Source organism: Bradyrhizobium sp. CCBAU 21365, assembly GCF_015291305.1.
GTDB lineage: Bacteria > Pseudomonadota > Alphaproteobacteria > Rhizobiales > Xanthobacteraceae > Bradyrhizobium > Bradyrhizobium elkanii.
Genome location: NZ_CP030036.1, coordinates 5,501,289 through 5,514,347 on the forward strand (window position 1 = coordinate 5,501,289; position 13,059 = coordinate 5,514,347).

Annotated in this window: 14 protein-coding genes; 5 read left to right on the forward strand and 9 right to left on the reverse strand. The window is 65.2% G+C overall.

What is annotated here, in order from left to right; genetic code table 11:
• The first annotated feature begins 65 nt into the window (after positions 1 to 65).
• The 4 genes from XI02_RS25740 (at position 66) to XI02_RS25755 (ending at position 3,174) form a co-directional block, all read left to right on the forward strand.
• The gene (locus XI02_RS25740; protein WP_016845428.1) at positions 66 to 533 is read left to right on the forward strand and encodes a RidA family protein; all 468 of its coding nucleotides are present in this window, start codon (positions 66 to 68) and stop codon (positions 531 to 533) included.
• Positions 534 to 536: 3 nt separating this feature from the next.
• A complete protein-coding gene (locus XI02_RS25745; protein ID WP_018271997.1) occupies positions 537 to 1,289 on the forward strand; it encodes a glycerophosphodiester phosphodiesterase in 753 nt (250 codons plus the stop codon).
• 156 nt (positions 1,290 to 1,445) lie between these two features.
• Positions 1,446 to 2,696 (forward strand): GNAT family N-acetyltransferase, encoded by a 1,251-nt coding sequence (locus XI02_RS25750; RefSeq protein WP_018271998.1) that lies wholly within the window; start codon positions 1,446 to 1,448, stop codon positions 2,694 to 2,696.
• Positions 2,697 to 2,748: 52 nt separating this feature from the next.
• On the forward strand, positions 2,749 to 3,174 hold the full coding sequence (locus tag XI02_RS25755; RefSeq protein ID WP_018271999.1) for an HIT family protein: 426 nt from the start codon (positions 2,749 to 2,751) through the stop codon (positions 3,172 to 3,174).
• A gap of 114 nt (positions 3,175 to 3,288) precedes the next feature.
• Here XI02_RS25755 and tsaA read toward each other — a convergent pair whose 3' ends face one another.
• The 5 genes from tsaA to XI02_RS25780 form a co-directional block, all read right to left on the reverse strand.
• Positions 3,289 to 3,780, reverse strand: coding sequence for a tRNA (N6-threonylcarbamoyladenosine(37)-N6)-methyltransferase TrmO (gene tsaA / locus XI02_RS25760; RefSeq protein WP_026192858.1), 492 nt, complete (start codon positions 3,778 to 3,780; stop codon positions 3,289 to 3,291).
• Positions 3,781 to 3,783: 3 nt separating this feature from the next.
• Complete coding sequence (locus XI02_RS25765; protein WP_026192859.1) at positions 3,784 to 4,764, reverse strand: tripartite tricarboxylate transporter substrate binding protein; 981 nt, start codon at positions 4,762 to 4,764, stop codon at positions 3,784 to 3,786.
• A 61-nt stretch (positions 4,765 to 4,825) separates the two neighbouring features.
• On the reverse strand, positions 4,826 to 5,170 hold the full coding sequence (locus XI02_RS25770) for an AzlD domain-containing protein (protein ID WP_018272002.1): 345 nt from the start codon (positions 5,168 to 5,170) through the stop codon (positions 4,826 to 4,828).
• The gene (locus tag XI02_RS25775; RefSeq protein ID WP_018272003.1) at positions 5,167 to 5,919 is read right to left on the reverse strand and encodes an AzlC family ABC transporter permease; all 753 of its coding nucleotides are present in this window, start codon (positions 5,917 to 5,919) and stop codon (positions 5,167 to 5,169) included. The genes XI02_RS25770 and XI02_RS25775 overlap by 4 nt, the downstream gene beginning before the upstream one ends.
• Before the next feature lie 194 nt (positions 5,920 to 6,113).
• A complete protein-coding gene (locus XI02_RS25780) occupies positions 6,114 to 7,220 on the reverse strand; it encodes a lytic transglycosylase domain-containing protein (protein ID WP_244620833.1) in 1,107 nt (368 codons plus the stop codon).
• 92 nt (positions 7,221 to 7,312) lie between these two features.
• On the opposite strand from XI02_RS25780, the gene XI02_RS25785 reads away from it, so the two are divergent.
• On the forward strand, positions 7,313 to 8,242 hold the full coding sequence (locus XI02_RS25785) for a glycine/sarcosine/betaine reductase selenoprotein B family protein (RefSeq protein ID WP_018272005.1): 930 nt from the start codon (positions 7,313 to 7,315) through the stop codon (positions 8,240 to 8,242).
• A 213-nt stretch (positions 8,243 to 8,455) separates the two neighbouring features.
• On the opposite strand, the gene XI02_RS25790 is transcribed toward XI02_RS25785, so the two are convergent.
• The 4 genes from XI02_RS25790 to XI02_RS25805 all read right to left on the reverse strand — a co-directional run bounded on the left by XI02_RS25790 (position 8,456) and on the right by XI02_RS25805 (position 13,000).
• On the reverse strand, positions 8,456 to 9,280 hold the full coding sequence (locus tag XI02_RS25790) for an IS5 family transposase (RefSeq protein WP_026191947.1): 825 nt from the start codon (positions 9,278 to 9,280) through the stop codon (positions 8,456 to 8,458).
• Between the two features lie 52 nt (positions 9,281 to 9,332).
• Complete coding sequence (locus XI02_RS25795; protein WP_018272006.1) at positions 9,333 to 10,583, reverse strand: IS4 family transposase; 1,251 nt, start codon at positions 10,581 to 10,583, stop codon at positions 9,333 to 9,335.
• Between the two features lie 266 nt (positions 10,584 to 10,849).
• On the reverse strand, positions 10,850 to 11,902 hold the full coding sequence (locus tag XI02_RS25800; protein WP_041482663.1) for a phenylacetaldoxime dehydratase family protein: 1,053 nt from the start codon (positions 11,900 to 11,902) through the stop codon (positions 10,850 to 10,852).
• Between the two features lie 87 nt (positions 11,903 to 11,989).
• A complete protein-coding gene (locus tag XI02_RS25805; RefSeq protein ID WP_018272008.1) occupies positions 11,990 to 13,000 on the reverse strand; it encodes a carbon-nitrogen hydrolase family protein in 1,011 nt (336 codons plus the stop codon).
• Positions 13,001 to 13,059 lie beyond the last annotated feature (59 nt).

A 13,059-nucleotide genomic window follows, 5' to 3' on the forward strand; every position in this document is an offset into this window, starting at 1 on the left:
ATCGAAACAAACTTGGCCCTGACCGCGTTTCAGGCTTCGTGCAATCCAATTTGGGGGACCAAAAAATGGCGGGTACCGTCGAACAAAAACTGGCGTCACAGGGCATCACACTTCCGGAGCCGACCTCCCCGGTCGCAAACTATGTCCCCTTCGTCCGGAGCGGAAACCTGCTGTTCGTCTCGGGCCAGGTCTGCTTCAACGCCGAGGGCAAGCTGATCGCCAAGGGCAAGCTCGGTGCCGGTGTCACGCTCGAACAGGGCGCCGCTGCCGCGCGCGGCTGCGCAATCAACCTGCTGGCCCAGATCAAGGCCGCGCTCGGCGATCTCGACAAGGTGGTGCGCGTGGTGCGGCTCGGCGGCTTCATCAATTCGGCGCCCGACTTCTTCGACGGGCCGAAGGTGCTGAACGGCGCCTCCGACCTGATGGTCGAAGCATTCGGCGACAAGGGCCGCCATGCCCGCACCACCGTCGGCGTCGCCTCGCTGCCCGCGGACGCCGCGGTCGAAGTCGAAGGCGTGTTCGAAGTCGCCTGATCGATGCGCGCGCCTGATTGGCTGACGAAACGGCCGGTCGCCCATCGCGGCCTGCATGATGCCGCGCGCGGCATCATCGAGAACATGCCGGCCGCGGCCACCGCCGCGGTCGCCGGCAATTTTGCCATCGAGTGCGATATCCAGCTCACCGCCGACGGCGAGGCCATGGTGCATCACGACGATGCGCTCGGCCGCCTCACCGAGGGCTCGGGCCTGCTGGCGACCAAGACGGCGGCCGAGCTGAAGGCCGTCAGGTTCAAGGACACCGCCGAGCAGATGATGACGCTCGGCGATCTCTGCGCGCTGGTCGCCGGCCGCGTGCCGCTGGTGGTCGAGGTGAAGAGCCATTTCGACGGCGACCGCAAGCTGGTGCGGCGGATGGCCGAGGTGCTGGCGTCCTATTCCGGCCCGGTGGTCGGCATGTCCTTCGATCCCGACCAGGTGCTGGCACTGCGCGAGATCATGCCGAACCTGCCGCGCGGCATCACCGCCCAGCGCACCTATGACGACGGCCATTGGGACAAGCTGACGCCGGCGCAGCGCGACAGCATGCTGTACCTGCGGCACGGCTTTACGACCGAGCCGCATTTCGTCGCCTATTGGGTCAACCAGCTGCCGGCGCCGGAGCCGTGGATCGCCCGCAACGTCTTCGGCTGTCCGCTGCTGGCCTGGACTGTCCGAACCGCGGAACAGCGCGAGCGTGCGGCGCGCTACGCCGACCAGATAATTTTCGAGGGGTTTGTGCCGGGAACCTGACATACCCTCTTGCAGTCTTGAACTCGTCGCTGCGACGCACGATGTTGGCGAAGGTTGGTCGTCATCGGCGATGGCGGAATGCGGGGCATGATCCGGAAGTGGAGCCAGCTGTTCCGGAAAGATCATGCTCAAACGAGGCACCGGTCTTCATTCTCGATGGCGTCTTCTGAAATCACCCTAGAGGCTGTAGCTGACATCGGCGGCATTCCGGCCGCCGAATGGGACGCCTGCGCCAATCCCAAGGCGGACGCGGACAGCATCCATAACCTCGACACGCTGGCCTCGCCCGGCTCCGCAAACGATTGCCAGACCGCCGCAAGTTCGAGCTATAACCCGTTCGTTTCCCACGCCTTTTTCGCTGCCGCCGAAGCCTCCAATTCGGCCTGCCCGCGGACCGGCTGGGGCCCGCGGCATCTGGTCGCCAAACTCGATGGCCGGATCGTCGGCGTCGTGCCCTGCTATCTGAAATCGCATTCGCAGGGCGAATACGTGTTCGATCGCGGCTGGGCCGAGGCCTATCACCGCGCCGGCGGCAGCTATTACCCGAAGCTCCAGGTGTCCGTCCCCTTCACGCCCGCGACCGGACCGCGGCTGTTGATCCGTGACGGCGTCGACCGCGAGGTGATCGGCTCGGCGCTGGCGCGAGGCCTGCGGGCACTCTGCAACGCCACCGAGGCCTCCTCCGTGCATGTGACGTTCGCCCGCGAGGACGAGGCCAGGTTCCTCGGCGCACATGGTTTCCTGCAGCGGACCGACCAGCAGTTCCACTGGCACAATGGGGGCTACAAGACCTTCGACGACTTTCTCGGCTCGCTGAACTCGCGCCACCGCAAGGGCATCAAGCGCGAGCGTCGCGAGGCGGTTGCCGCCGGGATCACCATCCACTGGCTGACCGGTTCCGACATCACCGAGGACGCCTGGGATGCGTTCTTCGAGTTCTACATGGAGACCGGGTCGCGCAAATGGGGCCGGCCGTATCTGACCCGAGAATTCTTCTCGCTGATCGGCGAGACGATGAGCCGGGACGTGCTGCTGGTGATGGCCAAGCGCAACGGCCGCTGGATCGCGGGTGCGATCAACTTCATCGGCTCCGACACGCTGTTCGGCCGCAACTGGGGCGCGATCGAGCACCACCCGTTCCTGCATTTCGAGGTCTGCTACTATCAGGCGATCGATTTCGCGGTTCAGCGCGGGCTCAAGGTGGTCGAGGCCGGCGCGCAGGGCGAGCACAAGCTGGCGCGCGGCTACCTGCCGCAGACCACCTATTCGGCGCATTTCATCGCCGATCCCGGACTGCGCCGGGCGATCGCCGATTACCTCAAGCGCGAGCGCGACTATGTCGCCGAGGTCGGCCGCGAGCTCGCCGAGGCCGGCCCGTTCCGCAAGACGGTCGACGACGACGCTTGACGCCTCCGTCGCCACCTAGGCAATAAAGCAACACAATCGAGGAGCCGCCGCCATGCCCGCCGCCTACGACAGCAACAACATCTTCGCAAAGATCCTGCGCGGCGAGCTGCCTTGCTACAAGGTCTATGAGGACGAGCACGTGTTCGCCTTCCTCGACATCATGCCGCGCTCGCCGGGGCATACGCTCGTCATTCCGAAGGCCCCTGCCCGTAACATCCTCGACATCAAGCCCGACGACTACGCGCACGTCGCGCGCGCATCGCACAAGATCGCCGCCGCCGCGATGAAGGCGTTCGAAGCCGACGGCATCACCGTGCAGCAATTCAACGAGCCAGCCGGCGGCCAAGTCGTGTTCCATCTGCACATGCACGTCATGCCGCGCAAGGACGGCGTCGCGCTGCTGCCGCCTGCGAGCCACAAGGAAGACGGCAAGGTGCTGGAGGCGAGCGCGGCGAAGCTGATCGCGGCGTTGAAGTAGGCCACGGCGCGTACGCGATCCCGTAGCCCGGATGAAGCGCGGCGCAATCCGGGAATCTCTGCCGCGTCGTAAGACCACCCCGGATTTCGCGTCGCTCCATCCGGGCTACGGATCCTACTCCGTCTCGAAGTCCCCCGCCTGCGGCGGGGCCAGCGGGGTGAACTCGCAGCGGTCGGGCTTGACGTCGATCAGCGGCGTCTCGTCGAGGCAGTCGAGGCCGCGCACCAAAATGACGTTGCCCTCGACGCCGACCAGCTTGACGATCGAGGTGCCGATCGGGTTGGGGCGTACCGGCGAGCGCAGCGAGAAGGTGCCGCGGGTATTGCCGTTGTTCTTCGGGCTTTGCAGCACAATGTCGCGGCGCGACTGGTGCAGCCAGTACAGCACCTCGAGATTTGAATAGAAATCGACGCCCTTGATCGCCGCGACCCAGGGCTCGAAAATCTCGAGCCGGCACACCGGGCCGTCATGCCGCCCCTGCCGCGGCGTCGCCAGCCGCGAGGTCCAGGGCGTGCGGATGCGGCCGATGAAGACGAGCGCGGCATCGCGCGCCGTCGGCATGTCGACGGCGACCTCGCCCTGGCGCAGTTCCATTTCACGTACCATGTGTCAATCCAGCGATATGTTCAGCGCCTTGACCACGCCCGCCCACCGCGCGCGATCGGTATTCACGAACTCGTCGATCTCGGCCTGGCTCTTCGCGTGCAGCGGCGGGAAGCCGATCTTGAGCAGCGAAGCGCGGAACGCCTCGTCGTTCAAGGCCCGGTCGAGGCTCGCCTTGACCTTGCCTGCCACGTCGTCAGGCACCTTCGACGGCGCTGCGATACCATACCAGACGCTGACCGCATAATCGGGATAGCCGCTCTCGGCGATCGTCGGCAGATCGGGCAAATCGGGGATGCGCTCGGTCGAGCTGACGCCGAGCGGCCGCAGCATGCCCGATTTGACCGGCGGCAGCGCGGTGCCGAGCGTGTCGAACATCAGCTGGATGTTGCCTGACAGCAAATCCTGCAGCGCGGGTCCGGCGCCCTTGTAGGGCACGTGGGTCATCTCGACGCCGGCCATCTGCTTGAACATCTCGCCGGCGAGATGAACCGTGCCGCCGGTGCCGGCCGATCCGAAATTGAGCTTCCCGGGATTCTTCTTGGCATAGACCACGAACTCCGCGATCGTCCTGGCCGGCACCGAGGGATGCACCTCCATGATCATCGGCGCATCCGTGATGACAGACAGCAGGCGAAAATCCCTGGCCGGATCGTAGGGCAGCTTTTTGTAGAGCAGCGGATTGAGCACGAAGATCGAGGCCGCCGTCACGAACAGCGTGTAGCCGTCGGGATCGGAGCGCGCCACGGCTTCGGCGCCGATCGCGCCCTGCGCGCCGGCCTTGTTCTCGACCACGACCACCTGCTTGAGATCGCGCCCGAGATATTCGCCGACGATGCGGCCGAGCACGTCAGTCGGCCCGCCCGCGGCATAGGGCACCACGAGCTTGATCGGTCGCGTCGGATAGTCCGCGGCACGCGCCGGCAGCGTCGCCGCCAGCAACGCCGTCAGAACAACAATGAATAGCGATGATGCGCGCCGCTGCATGCCGTTTCCCCGTTGTCTTGTTCTTGGGGAGCGAGAGTAGCGGATAATGCGGACGCCGCAATCAGCCGAGCCAGTATTTGCCTGCGATCATGACGATTTCGCCTGCGATCACGCCGGCGAAGATCGATTTCCTCCCCAGCATGAACACGACAAAGCCCGCGGCGACGGCGCCGTAGCGTAGCCAATCCGGCACGCTGGCGAGCGCGCCCGGCGGCTGCACCACGATCTGCGCGATGATCCCGGCGAGGATCGCGGTGGCGACCGCCCTCACCCAGACCAAGAGTTCGGAGTTCTCGTCGATGCCGCCGCCGAACCACAGGCCGAGCATGCGCCAGATCTGGTTGGGAATGACGCCCGCGACGAACAGGATTGCAAGCGCGTGCCAGTCGCCGATGAAACCGATCATGCACGCGCCCCGACGATGCCCGCCCTCGCCCGGTGCACGGCATAGGCAATGGTGCCTGCGACGACCCCGCTGACCAGGATGTCGACGCCGCTGTTCAGCATCGCGGCCAGCGGGAACAACAATAGGCCGAGCACCAGCGCGATGACATCGGCGAGTTCGCGGCAATTGCGTGCCGTGGAGAACAGGAAGGCGAGCGGCGTCAGCATCAGCATGCCGGCGGCGAACAGCGGCGTGAGATTGGCCGCGAGCATGTAACCGATCGTGTTGGCGATCAGGCAGACCGAGACCAGCCCCAAGCCGAGCCCGTGGATGAAGGCGATCCGCCGGTTGCGCGGCACCTGCGGCAGGAAGCGGAAGCACTCGACCCACAGCGTCACGGCGGTGAGATGCGCCACCAGGATCAGATGCCGCCGCTTGGTCTGTTCGGTGCGCATCATCGGCAACACCGAGACCACCATCGGGAACAGGCGGATCGCGCTGACGGTGACCGCGATTGCCGATTGCAGCACCGTGGCGCCGGAGCCGAGCGTCGTGATCACGATGATCTGCGCGGGCCCTGCCCAGACGAAGGCGGTGCTCGCCAGGGTCCAGCCCAGCGAGAAGCCGGAATCATGCGCCAGCGCGCCGATGCCAAGATAGGTCGCAAACAGCACCAGGGTCAGCACGGTCGCGCCGATCGACCGCGCACCCCACAGGAAGGCGCGGAACGAGGTGTGCCATTGCGGAGAATCGAGCGGAGGAAGCGCCACGGGGAACCGGATGGTTTTGCAATCGCGGCGGCTTAGGGCGCGGTGCTCAATGGGTCAAGCAAGTGACGGCGCACGGCGGGTATGCGCCTTGGTAGCCCGGATGAAGCGCCAGCGAAATCCGGGGCCACTTTTGCAACCGGTGAGAGCTGTCCCGGATTGCGCTTCGCTTCATCCGGGCTACGGGATCAAAGCAATCACGCCCGGTTCTTCAGCACGAAGCACGCCCCGCCCGCCTTGCGAATGCGGTTGCACAGGCCGTCGGCTTCGGGGCGCGTGTCGGCGCCGATGCGCACCTGGTAGAAGGTCGCGCTGCCGCGAGTGCGTAGCCGCGAAGAAAGCAAGCTCGGATCCTGATCGCCGATCACGTTCGACAGCCGCTTGATGGCACGGGCATACATCGCGAGCGCCTTGTCGCGGCTGAAGCCGGCGGCAAGCTGCACGCCCCAGACCTTGGCCGCCGACAGCGTGATGTGCTGCTCGAGCCCTGCGACGAAGGGGTTGGGCGCGCGCTTCAGCAGCGCCATCAGTTCGCGGCAACTCTTGGTCGGCGCGCGCTGTGGCATCTTGCCGTTGCGCCCGGCCGCGGCCCAGTCGTCGACGCTGGAGCCGGTGATCGCGGAGACGTAATTGCGCGTCTCCTGCGGCATGTAGCCAGAGCCGGCGAGCCAGTCCTGGATCCGGCGCGGACCGGCATTGTAGGCAGCGGCCGCGAGGCCGAGATTGCCGAACTGGTTGCGCAGCTCGCTGAGGAATTCGGCCGACTTCGGCAGCGCCTGCACCGGATTGAACGGATCGAGCAGCCCGCGCTCGTTTGCCGTGCCCGGCATGAATTGCGCGATGCCCTGCGCGCGCTGGCCGTTGCGGGTCATCGGACCAACCGCATCGGCCTGGAAGCGGCTCTCCTGCCAGATCACGCGTGCGAAGAATTCGAGCGGCAAATCGTTCGCCCGTGCCGCCGACTCGATCATCAGGCACATCGCCTCGCGGGTGTCGCTCTCGCGCGCGTCGTCCGCGGGCTTGTCGGTCGCTGCGGCGGGCTTCTCGGCAGGCGTCGCGGGCGCATCCGCCGGGGGCGCCGCAGGTTTCTCGGCCGATGGTGCGGCCTGCTCTCCTGGCGGTGGCGCAGGCTGATCCGCCGGCACGGCCGCGGGCTTCTCAGCGGGCTTGTCCGCGGGCGGCGCTGCCGGCCGCTCGGCGCCTGACTGCGGTGCCGGGGCGGCCGGTGCGTCCTCCGCGCCGACCCGGGCCGGCGGCACCAGCAGCACAAGCATGACCAATGCGGCGCAACGACCTGTTCGCATGGCAATTCTGTTCCCGCGCGGGCGCGGCTTGACACCGCAAGCTCGTGGTCTAGCTATGGACTGAAATGATGGCGCGCAAAAGGGAGCGCAAAATGGCCGCAGTATCCGACGATCAACCCGGCTTTGCCCCCGATGACGACGCCCCGATCGGCTATATGCAGCGGACCCGCGATTATTACGCGGCGATCGGCTACACCACCCCCTACCGCTGGGCGCATTACACCTCCGCCCCGTTCCAGCCCCTGAAGAAGCCGCTGAACCAGTCCCGCATCGCCATCATCACGACCGCGGCACCGTTCGACCCCGCAAGGGGCGACCAGGGTCCCGGCGCGAAATACAATGGCGGGGCCAAGTTCTATGCGGTCTATGACGGCGACACGTCGGAGCAGCACGATCTGCGGATTTCGCACATCGCCTATGACCGCACCCACACCACGGCGACCGACAGCGGCACCTGGTTCCCGCTGGCGCAATTGAAGCGCCTCGCCGCGGCCGGCACGATCGGCGAAGTCGCCCCGCGCTTCTTCGGCGCCCCGACCAACCGCAGCCACCGCGTCACCATCGAGACCGATGCGCCCGAGATCCTCAAGCGCTGCCGCGATGACAAGGTCGACGCCGCGGTGCTGGTGCCGAACTGCCCGGTCTGCCACCAGACCGTCAGCCTGGTCGCGCGGCATCTCGAGGCAAACGGCATCTCCACCGTCGTGATGGGCTGCGCCAAGGATATCGTCGAGCACGCCGCGGTGCCGCGCTTCCTGTTCTCCGATTTCCCGCTCGGCAATTCCGCCGGCAAGCCGCAGGACGTCGCCTCGCAGGCGTTCACGCTGGAGCTGGCGCTGCGCGTGCTGGAGTCCGCGCCCGGCCCGCAGACCACGGTGCAGTCGCCGCTGCGCTGGAGCGAGGACGCGGCCTGGAAGCGCGACTACAGCAACGCCGATGCGCTGAGCGCCGAGGAGCTGGCACGCCTGCGCCGCGAGTTCGACGCGCAGAAGGAAATCGCCAAGGGCCTGCGCGTCGCGTAAGGCTCGGTGTTAGACACGAGCACTTTGCCAACTCACGGTGTCGTCGCCCGGCTTGACCGGGCGATCGGGTATTCCAGAGACACCAGCCAGTCACGGAGAACCTCGGCGTACCGGGTCCCCCGGTCAAACCCTAGTTGATTCACACATCGCGAGCGATCCTCCAGCCTTTGAGCATGGCCCTGAGAGTCTGACTCAAAACAAGTCATTGAGATCTCACGCTCTGGCCAATCGGCGGGAGAGCAGGCGGATGCTTGCAATGAGAACCCAAGCCTCCGCGCTGGCGATGGTTGCCTCGAAGTCTTTGGCAAGTCGTCGATTGCGGCCGAACCAGGCAAAGGTACGCTCGACGACCCAACGTCGAGGCTCGGCCTTGAACGTTCCAACGCTCTGCGAGCGGGTGACGATTTCAATCGTCCATTGGCCCAAATCAGCGATGGCATCGAGCAGCTTAGGGCCACGGTAGACGCGATCGGCGAAGATGTGGCGCAGGTTGGGGAACAGGCGGCCGATGAGCCGCAACAGCGGGACTGCACCGTGATTGTCTTGAAGGTTGGCGGGATGCACCTGCACAGCCAGCAAGGAGCCCTCGGTGTCGGTGACGATATGACGCTTGCGCCCCTTGACCCGCTTGGCCATGTCAAACCCGCTTGGACCGCCATTTTCCGCGGTCTTCACGCTCTGGCTGTCGATGATCCCAGCCGTTGGAGTGGGGTTGCGTCCTTGCCGTTCGCGCATGCGTCGGACCAGGGCATCATTGACCCTGCGCCACAATCCAGAACCGCGCCATTTGTAAAAATAGTACTGAACCGTCGAGCATGGTGGGAAGTCCTTTGGCAGCGCGCGCCATTGGCAGCCGCTGGCTCCAATGTAGAGAATTGCATTCATGATCACGCGCAGGCTGATCTCGCGCGGACGGCCGCGCCGGCATTGCGCAGGCATCAACGGCTCGATCAGTTCCCACTCCGCATCCGTCATGTCGCTTGCATAACGAAGTCCGTCGCGTCGATATTGTTGTCGGGTGATTTCGGTCCAACACATGTTGTGCTCCCTCGAGTCTTCGCAAACACGAAGGAATCACAACGGGCTGAAATCACTCAACTTTCTTTTTAAAGCAGGCTCTGAGGGCCAACAGGCCCTGGAGGATCGTGATTGGGCCTGGTTTGCCGTAGTATCCGGTCCAACCGCCGAGACGCGCGCATACCCAGGCTGCGTAGGCAAGCGAGCGAGAGGGATGCGGGTTTTTTTGCCGATCAGTTTTTCCCTCGAGAGTTTGGCAGATTGCCTCGATAGCCGAATGATCCTCGGGATTGAACGCATCTTCGAGCGGTCGGCCTGCTGCCCCATCGCGCTCTCGCACCATTTGCAGGACTTGGATCGCGGCGACCAGCGTTGCCGCGGTTAAGTTCTCGAATGGACCGCCCTCAACCACGCGCACGGCTTCGATGTTGAAGCCCTTGGCCTTCATGAGGCGGAACAGTTGCTCGATAGTCCAGCGCTGGCGATACAGGCCGGTGATCTGCTGTGCAGATGCCAGTGTCGTCACTTGATGTGTCGTTAGTAACCGCCAGTGCACCGGAGAGATGTTCGCAGCGGGATCGACCTCGCGCGCCTCCACCAGAGTGAGCGTGACCTCCTTCGGTAGTTCGGCCTCTTCGCCTGGGTATTTGCGTCTTGGCCGCAGCAGGCTGATCTGCCGTGTCCGCAAGGCTAACACGGCTTTCCTTGCCGGCTGGCCTGGCTTGGCCGGTAGATCAATGACTTCCCGGCCAAGCTCTGGCACTTCATCCAAGCAATTGTAGAGCGTGCCACCACCCTTCAGAGCTCGATCGTAATTGGCTCTGATCAGCAGCTCGGTCTCGACCGGTCGACAGGCAAACTCCTCGTAAATGTCACCCTCTCGGTCGGCAACCACTGTCACGCACGCCGCCCCATGAGCTGCCAACTCAGCCGCCGTGAGAGTGCTATCGAGCCAGCGGCGGCTCTCCTTATCCGCAAATGCCCGCACGGCCCGCTGGCTCTTCTTGCCGCCAACATGTTTGAGGAACGTCGCATCAATGAGCCCGAGCAATGCGCCGTCACCGGCGTCTACCGCGATCATCGCGTGAAGGCTCAAACTGTCGAGCCTGCCATCGTCTCGCAAGCTCGTGGTGTCCTGTATCGCCAGAACATGACGTCCCTTGACCAGCCCTGCGGTCCGCAACCGGGCCGTGGCCACCATCTCCTCCGGGATCACCCGCCGATTGCGCAGGAAACGCGTGATGCGGATCTCGCCGGCCCGATCCCCACCAACACGTCGAACACTGATCCCAGATTGACCGACGCTGACAAGGCGGGCCAGCAAACGGGCCCCCCTTTTTCCAGGCGCCGGTCGCCAAACCGTCCCAATCCGCCTTCCATCGCGCTCTCCATCGGGCACAACCCTCCCAATGGATTCAGAATTCAGGGAAACTGACAAGCCACCGCAAGCTCAAGATGTGTGAACATGCTAGGGTCAAACCGAGGGACGACAAGCGGAGGCAAATGCTCACTTTCGCTTCTTTTCAGTCATGGGCGCAGACAAGCCCGGTCATGACGAAGTTATCTCTCACGGCCGTCTCTTAGGCTAACTCAGCTCGACTGATCCGCCGCGACCTGTACGGCGGTGAGCATGCCGGTCCGTTCGTGGCAGCCGAGATATTCGAAGAACTGCTCGTCGGCGGCAGCGACCGTGACCTCGTGATACAGCCTGAGCTTGGCGCTCGGGCCCAAGGTCGAGAGATATTTCATCGCCGCGCCAAAAATCCTGACATGGGTCGGGTGCGATTCCGCCCAGCGCTCGAGCGCCGCGAGGCTCTTCCACCAGCTCTGGCCGTAGGACTTCTCGGTCGGTCGTCCCTGCGCATCAACGACGCGCATATAGCGGTTGGCGTAGCAGCCGATCGGCACGCCGTCGTCGCGCAGGAAATCCATGCCCTCGCGCAGCACCGGCTCGACATCGTCGAGATACATCTTGCGCTCCGACGCTTCGGTGTCGCTCCAGTCCTGTCCGGAGCGGATCAGGCAGAGATTGTCATGCGCGACCACGCGGATGCGCGCGCCGTCGCGGACCGCACGCGGCTCGCCGCCCGGCGTCATCGCGTCGGTCTGCGACAGCGGGATACGGTCGCGCATGCCGCCCCAATAGGCGTGCTCCTGCACCTCTCCGTTCATGCCGTCGGCGAGCACCGCGACACCCTCCGGGCGGCCGAGCGACGAGAACAGCGTCTCGTAGCGCGCAACATGCGGCCGCAGCACCTCGATGAAGCGGCCGAGGCCCTCAGTGGCACCGCCGCCGGTCCAGGCCTCGCGCGCACCGTCGAACCAGGCGTCGAAACGCCCGGCGTCGTCCCAATAGGCAACCGAGACGACGTTGGTGTAGCCGGCCTGGTCGACATGTTGCGCACGATCCCAATGCGTCGGGCCGTTCTCGCCGGCAAAACGTTTTGCGATCGATGCGAGCGCCTCGTTCGCCGCGGCAGTCAGTTCGCCGCGAAACTGCACGCCGAAATAGGCCATGATCACGCGCGTGACCGCGGGCTTGTGGCGTGCGACGAAGGACGGATAAGGCGGCGCATAATCGTCGGGCACACGCCGATGACGCGATCGGGCCGTCTGCAGATGAGATGGAATGGCTGATTCCATGGCAGTCGCCTCCGGTTGGATGTCGTGCAAGGCATGATCCGGAAAAGTGCGAAGCGGTTTTCCGAAAAGATCATGCCCGTAGTTTGTTCAGCTCGCGGCCGCGTCGATCTCCTCAAGGCTGTCGAGCGGCAGCGCGAAGTGCTCGACGCGCTTCGAGGGCTTCTTGTTCAGCAGCAGGCGCGTGACATCGGGCCGCGAATAATGTCCGGCCGGGTCGGCGGCGTTCTTGGCGATCCCGATCGCGCCGAGATCGATATCGGCGAGCAGCAGGCCCTCCTGCTCGGGCGGCAGCTTCTCGGCGATCGAGCTGCCGTCCGGCCCGTAGATCGCGGCGTGTCCGCCGCCGACATGCAGCAGCGCGTGCTTGTCGTCGCGGTCGCACATCTCGTCGATCATCGCCTGCGAGACCGTGGCGCAGGGCGCGAGCACGAAGCACGAGCCTTCAACGGCGTAGACCCGCGAGGCCGCGTTGTTGACCTCCCAGCCGAACGCCGGCGCGAACGGATCGTACAGCGAGAAGCTCGGCCAGGCCGCGACATGGACCTGCTCGTTCTGGGCGTACATCGCGTATTTCGACAGCGGCTGCAGGTGCTCCCAGCAGCACAGCGCGCCGAGCCGACCGATGCCGGGACGGTCATGCACCGCAAGGTCGCTGCCGTCGCCCTCGCCATAGACGGTGCGCTCGGCATGGGTCGGCCGCAGCTTGCGCCGCTTGGCGATGGTCTCGCCGTCGGGGCCAACAAGCCATTGCGCGAGATAGAGGCTACCGCCGTTGCGCTCGGACAGGCCGAGCACCGCGGTCATGCCGGCCTTCTTGACCGCGAGCCGCAACTTCTCGGCCTGCGGGCTGTCGTAGCTCAGCGAATTGTCGAAATAGCGCTGCACGAAGCCGCGCCCGATCGCCCAGGCCGGCGAGTCCAGCCAGATGTACCAGGGGTAGCCGGGGATGAAGGCCTCGGGAAACGCGATCAGCTTCGTCCCCTTGGCGGCGGCCTCCTCGATCAGCGCGATGGACTTGGCGATGGAGGCGTCGAGGTCGAGCCAGGCCGGTGCGGCCTGCACCACCGCAACGCGGTATTTCGGATGTTCGATGCCCATGATGTCCTCCTCGCGGCCGACGCTTCCGGCCGGTTCGTGCTTGATCGGGCCTAGCGGCC

Bases quoted from the DNA above. Each gene is read 5' to 3' on its own strand.
- XI02_RS25780 (WP_244620833.1), bottom strand. From the start codon at position 7,220: ATGCGAACAGGTCGTTGCGCCGCATTGGTCATGCTTGTGCTGCTGGTG.
- XI02_RS25800 (WP_041482663.1), bottom strand. From the start codon at position 11,902: ATGGAATCAGCCATTCCATCTCATCTGCAGACGGCCCGATCGCGTCAT.
- XI02_RS25745 (WP_018271997.1), top strand. From the start codon at position 537: ATGCGCGCGCCTGATTGGCTGACGAAACGGCCGGTCGCCCATCGCGGC.
- XI02_RS25765 (WP_026192859.1), bottom strand. From the start codon at position 4,764: ATGCAGCGGCGCGCATCATCGCTATTCATTGTTGTTCTGACGGCGTTG.
- tsaA (WP_026192858.1), bottom strand. From the start codon at position 3,780: ATGGTACGTGAAATGGAACTGCGCCAGGGCGAGGTCGCCGTCGACATG.
- XI02_RS25790 (WP_026191947.1), bottom strand. From the start codon at position 9,280: ATGTGTTGGACCGAAATCACCCGACAACAATATCGACGCGACGGACTT.
- XI02_RS25755 (WP_018271999.1), top strand. From the start codon at position 2,749: ATGCCCGCCGCCTACGACAGCAACAACATCTTCGCAAAGATCCTGCGC.
- XI02_RS25805 (WP_018272008.1), bottom strand. From the start codon at position 13,000: ATGGGCATCGAACATCCGAAATACCGCGTTGCGGTGGTGCAGGCCGCA.
- XI02_RS25785 (WP_018272005.1), top strand. From the start codon at position 7,313: ATGGCCGCAGTATCCGACGATCAACCCGGCTTTGCCCCCGATGACGAC.
- XI02_RS25740 (WP_016845428.1), top strand. From the start codon at position 66: ATGGCGGGTACCGTCGAACAAAAACTGGCGTCACAGGGCATCACACTT.
- XI02_RS25770 (WP_018272002.1), bottom strand. From the start codon at position 5,170: ATGATCGGTTTCATCGGCGACTGGCACGCGCTTGCAATCCTGTTCGTC.
- XI02_RS25750 (WP_018271998.1), top strand. From the start codon at position 1,446: ATGGCGTCTTCTGAAATCACCCTAGAGGCTGTAGCTGACATCGGCGGC.